Raw genomic sequence first — 5,388 nt, forward strand, 5'->3', positions numbered from 1 at the left:
GACGACTACATCGAGCGGCGCAAGGACTACGACCTCACCGTCTCCGCTGGCGACGTGGTGGGTCGGGTCAACGGCCTCGCCGTCATGGGCGAGGACAGCGGTATCGTCATGCCCGTCATGGCCGAAGTCGCACCGTCGCAGGGTCCCGGCAAGGTCATCGCCACCGGGAAACTGCAGGACATCGCCGAGGAGGCCGTTCAGAACGTCAGCGCCATCATCAAAAAGTTCAGCGACGAGGACATCTCGGAGAAGGACATCCACATCCAGTACGTTCAAGCCTACGAGGGTGTCCAGGGTGACTCCGCGTCGGTGACGATGGCCACCGCGGTCATCAGCGCGCTGGAGAACATCCCCATCGACCAGAGCATCGCCATGACCGGTTCGCTGTCGGTCCGCGGCGACGTGCTCCCGGTCGGCGGCGTCACGCACAAAATCGAGGCGGCCGCGAAGGCGGGCGTCGAGACGGTCATCATCCCGAAGGCCAATGAGCAGGACGTGATGATAGAAGAGGAATACGAGGAGATGGTCGAAATCATCCCCGTCTCGCACATCAGCGAAGTCCTCGAAGTCGCGCTCACGGGCGAGTCCGAGAAGGACAGCCTCATCAACCGGCTGAAGGACATCACTGGCCACGCCCTCGACCGTAAGGTCGGCGGCACTCAACCCGGTAGCAGTCCGAGCCCGCAGTAAGCGTTCGGCAACGAGAATTCTTTTTCTATTCGATTTCCGTCCCACAGCGACGGCACCAACCGCACCGACGGAGAGATAGCTTTTCAGCGTCGGCGTCCGAACCCGAAAGCGAATGCCCTCGCCGAACTGGAACGCCTTCGCCGGTGTCACGCTCGTCGTCCTCGTCGTCCTCATCGCGCTGGCTCGCGCCTCGCAAGCCATGTTCGTGGACGACGAGGCGGGAGGGGGCGACCGCTGCGAACCGGCACACCGCGACGGGACCGCCAGGACCGCAGCGAGCGGACGCGCGTTCGGACGGGGTGACGGAGGTGTTGGGGAATCCGAGACCGCCACGCACGAAACCACGCGCCAGCCCGAATACGGCCCCTTCGAATCGGCGGCCGACTACCCGAACGTGACGCACGAGGTCACGAATCCGGCACCGGAAGCAGAGTTCACGCCCGGAACCCTGCTCGTCAACGTCGCGTTGAGCCAGGGCTTGTTCGGCGTCGTCCTCGTCGTCGCGGCGGTGCTCGCCGCGATTCCCGCGGACGCGCTCGGCCTCGAACGCGTGACCGTCGCCCAACTGGGTATCGGCGTCCTCCTCGGCGTCGGACTGTACGCAGCCAACGAAGTCGGCCAGCGCGTCGCCGACGCGTTCGGCATCGACTACGAGGACGGCCTCCGAGAACTCCTCACCCCCGACTCGCTCGGCGGGTGGGTCGTCCTGTTGGCCCTCGTCCTGCCGATAATCGCCGGATTCGAGGAACTGTTGTTTCGGTCCTCGCTGGTCGGGGTGTTCGCCGCCGGATACGGGATTTCACCGTGGTTCCTCGTCGTCGCCTCGTCGGTTGCCTTCGCGACGGGCCACGGCGCGCAAGGCCCGGCGGGAGTGCTCGTGACCGGAACGCTCGGGGCGGTGCTGGCGAGCGCGTTCGTCCTGACGGGAAGTTTTCTCGTGGTGGTCGTCGCCCACTACCTCGTCAACGCGCTGGAGTTCGTCGTTCACGCCCACGGCGCTTCGTCGAGATAGTCGGCGAACACGGACGCCGCGCGCTCGTACGGGTCGGCGGCGAGAACGGCGATACCGAGGTCCGCGAACGTCTCGACCGCTCTCTTTTTGCCGCCGGTTCGGAGGAAATCGCGGTACTCATCGGGTGAGAGGGAACCGTCGGTGAGTCGGTCGAAAATCACGGTCGCGCCGACCACGCCGAGCACGTACTGGTAGAAGTGGTACGGCTCGCGCGCATGGCTGCCGATGAGCCATCCCGAGCGGGTGTATTCGTCAGGGACAATCGGTGCGTGAAACTCCTCGTGGAGGTCGGCGTAGATGTCGTCGAGGCGCTCCGCGGTGAGTGTACCGCCGTCTTCGACCGCGCCGTAGGTTTCGTGGGTGAACGCGGACCACATCGCGGTTCCGTAGAGGTTGCCGTCGATGGTTCCGAGGAGGCGGTCGAAGACGTGTCCTCGATATCTGTCGGTGTCGATGAGATGCCGGGCGAGGAGCAGTTCGTGAAGCAGACTCGGGACCTCCTCGACGGGGCGCGGCGTGGTCGCGTACAGCGGTTGGCGTGCCTCGCGCAGATACGACGTGTTCATCGCGTGGCCAAGTTCGTGGCAGAGGACGAACAGCGACCGCAAATCGTCGTCGTAGTTCGCCAAAATGTACGCACCGGTACCGTACGACGACGGGCAGTACGCGGTGGTGTCCGACCGCTTTTCGGCCGTTTCGTACACGTCGATTCGCCTGTCGTCCAGAAAGTCCGCCAAGCGGGCGTAGTACGCCGCACCCAGCGGTTCGACGGCGGCGAGGAGATGCTGGCGCGCCTCCTCGTACGGAATTTCCGGCGGGTCGCCGTCGGCGAGTGAAACCTGCATGTCCCACGGCCGTAGCTCCTCCACGCCGAGACGGTCACGACGAAGATGGAGGAAGCGATGATGCGGGTCGAGATTCGACCGGAGTACATCGAGCAGCGCGTCGTGCGCGTCGGTCGGAAAGTCGATTCGAAGACCCGTCTCGGGGTAGCTCTGTTTGTTGAACGTCCGTTCGCGGACCGAATCGAAATTCCGCACCGCCGCGAGTTTTGATTGTGTTTTTGCTTTCTCCGCGTAGGCCGTCGCAATCGCGTGCGTGGATGCGGTCAGTTCCCCGCGGAACGCCTCGTACACCCGTCGTCGGAACGCCCGGTCGTCCAACGCGAGGTGCCGCCGTCGGTTGTTCCGCGTCACGTGAACGGAGTCCCCGTCCGGCCCGTCCACGGTCGGCGGTTCGAAGTCCCGATTGACGAGCGCCCGGAACACCCGTTCGGGGGCGTCGTGGTTCAGTTCCGTGAGAGCTTCCTCGACGTCGGGCGACCGAACGTGTTCGTCCATCCGAACCGCGTCATCGAGGTAGCGCTCGAACCCCGCGAGGTCGTCGTTCTCGCACACGAGTTCCTCGACTCGCTCTGGAGAGAGCGCCCGTAACCGTCGCCGAACCGCGGTCTTCGCCCGGGCGACATCGTTCGACACCGACCGAAACTCGGTGCGCCGCTCCTCGCGCTCGGGGTCGCTGGTGTCCTCGTTGCACCGAAGTTCGACGTACAACCCGAGGCGTTGTTCCCGTCGGACGAGCGTTTCGAGGTCCGAGAGGGTGTCGTGAAGGTCGTCGGCAGTCGTCGGGTCGCGCTCGCGGAGCAACTCCGCGAGCGCTTCGGTTTCGGCGAGCGTCGTGTTCCATTCGTCAGGCGATGCGAAGAGGGTCGAAAGGTCCCACTTGTACTCCTGTGGAATCTCGTCTCTGGTCGGTGTCGAATTCATGCGTGCGTTGTTGTTGTGACTGGTGGTGTCTCTGCCGTCGCTGATGGTTAGTCGAACGGGCGTACGTGTCAGGAAACCGATCGAGTCAGAAGGAGGTAAAGCGGGTCATCGTACTACCAGATTGTGAAAATGTCGTCCCCGACAAATGAAAAAGATACCGGTCCTTCGAAAATCGGGTGAGCGACTGCAAGGAGTTCCCGTGAGCGAAGGCCTCGTGAGCCTAGCAAACGAGGGTAGGGAAGACGCGGGTTGTCTTCCCGTGCGAACGGGAGCACGGAAAAACGGAGTTCCCCAGGAACGAACGGGGGCCAGAAGAGCTACCGCTCTTCGGAGTCGAGCACGCGAATCTGGTCACCGCGCACGGTGACGGGAATCGGGACGGTCGCCTCGTACAGTTCGACGGTCACTTGGTCCTTGCCCTCGTCGATGCGCTGGACCTGTGCTTTCTCGCCCTTGAACGGTCCGGCGATGAGTTCAACGATGTCCCCTTCCGCGATACCCTCGACGTCGGGCGTCGGGGAGAGGAAGTGCTCGACTTCGGAGATATTGCTCTCGCCGGGGACCATGCTCCGCGCGTGGGGAATCTCCTCCAGCACGCGGTTGATGACCCGGTGGTCGTCGGCCTCGACCATCACGTAACTCGTCAGCGAGTCGGGCGCGAGGACGGCGTGAATCTCCGGTTCCTCGCGGTTGATGATCATATCTGCGACGGTGCGTTCCTGACTTGCCGTGGTCTTTACTGCGTAAATTGGCATTTAGAGTCACCTAGACGGGAACGGGGTTGATGAAAGTCATGATAGCAAAAATCGTGAATCCGAGCAACCCGACGAGCAAGATTCCGGCACCGGCAATCTGTGCAATCTTCGAGAACTCGTCCCACGACGGCGTACTCGCCAGCTTGAGTACGCGCACGTACGACGCGAGGTCAAGTTTAACGTCCATTGTTGGTTGTGCTTGGCTATCGGGCTTTTTCTATCTTTCTACAAAGAGAGAACAGCATCGGGTCCGTCGAAGGGACGTCGCCGGGGGGAAATAGCCGCCGGACACACCCGTTCGTGGCGAAAAACCGAGGATTTCGACCCGAAATGAATTTTCGCCCGACGCGTCGCGGTACCGTTCTCGACGTATCCGCCGGTAGCGCAACCCGCCGACGAGGGCGAGGACGTGGTGCGCGTCGTCCACGGACCACCGTGGTTGCGGTACAGGACGGCTTCCCGGAGCGATGGCGCGCGAATCGAGGGAGCGTTCGCTACCGAATCGGAGCATAACAAGACACCCCCACGTTCGGCGACTGCAGAAAAAGGAGACGGACTATTCCACGTAGTCGATGTCTTCCGTCTGCTGTTGCTTCGCCTGCGCTTGTTCGGCTTCGTTACTGCCGTAAATCTGGGGCGACTGCACGCCCGTGACGACGATCATGGTGCGCATCGTGCCGTCGAGGTCCTCGTCGATGGAGGTCCCCCAGATGATGCGGGCGTCGGGGTCGATGCGGTCGTAGATCTGCTCAACCACGCCCTCGGCTTCTTCGATGGACATGTCGTTGCCACCGGTGACGTTGACGAGCGCGGATTTCGCGCCGCTGATGTCCACGTCGAGGAGGGGGGAGCGGAGGGCGCTCTTCACGGAGTCCTGTGCCTTCTGGTCGGAGTCGCTCTCGCCGAGGCCGATCATGGCGACGCCGCCCTTCTCCATGACGGTGCGAACGTCGGCGAAGTCGAGGTTGACGAGGCCGGGCTTCGTGATGAGTTCCGTGATGCCCTTCACGGAGCGCATGAGCACTTCGTCGGCGACCTTGAACGCCTGTTTGACGGGGAGTTTGCCGACGGAATCGAGCAGGCGGTCGTTCGGGACGACGATAACCGTATCGCTCACGTCGCGGAGGCGTTCCAATCCGGCTTCCGCGTTCGTGCGCCGGACCTC

Annotated in this window: 5 protein-coding genes and 1 pseudogene; 2 read left to right on the forward strand and 4 right to left on the reverse strand. The window is 63.2% G+C overall.

Annotated features, from left to right (window positions below; all coding sequences use genetic code 11):
• The coding region (locus BG842_RS21620; protein WP_303645374.1) for a S16 family serine protease at positions 1-690 on the forward strand (690 nt) is incomplete at its 5' end.
• 112 nt (positions 691-802) lie between these two features.
• Complete coding sequence (locus BG842_RS21625; RefSeq protein ID WP_069452412.1) at positions 803-1,702, forward strand: CPBP family intramembrane glutamic endopeptidase; 900 nt, start codon at positions 803-805, stop codon at positions 1,700-1,702.
• On the opposite strand, the gene BG842_RS21630 is transcribed toward BG842_RS21625, so the two are convergent.
• The 4 genes and pseudogenes from BG842_RS21630 to BG842_RS21645 all read right to left on the reverse strand — a co-directional run.
• Positions 1,675-3,468 carry a M3 family oligoendopeptidase gene (locus tag BG842_RS21630; protein ID WP_069452413.1) on the reverse strand — a complete coding sequence of 598 codons (1,794 nt, stop codon included), beginning with the start codon at positions 3,466-3,468 and terminating at the stop codon, positions 1,675-1,677. The genes BG842_RS21625 and BG842_RS21630 overlap by 28 nt on opposite strands.
• Positions 3,469-3,785: 317 nt before the next feature.
• Entirely contained in the window at positions 3,786-4,223 is a 438-nt protein-coding gene (locus tag BG842_RS21635; RefSeq protein ID WP_007981573.1) for a transcription elongation factor Spt5, read from the reverse strand.
• Between the two features lie 10 nt (positions 4,224-4,233).
• Entirely contained in the window at positions 4,234-4,410 is a 177-nt protein-coding gene (locus tag BG842_RS21640; RefSeq protein ID WP_007981575.1) for a protein translocase SEC61 complex subunit gamma, read from the reverse strand.
• A gap of 369 nt (positions 4,411-4,779) precedes the next feature.
• A pseudogene (locus BG842_RS21645) lies at positions 4,780-5,388 on the reverse strand (cell division protein FtsZ); the annotation flags it as partial.

The organism is Haladaptatus sp. W1, from assembly GCF_001723155.1.
Taxonomy (GTDB): Archaea; Halobacteriota; Halobacteria; order Halobacteriales; family Haladaptataceae; genus Haladaptatus; species Haladaptatus paucihalophilus.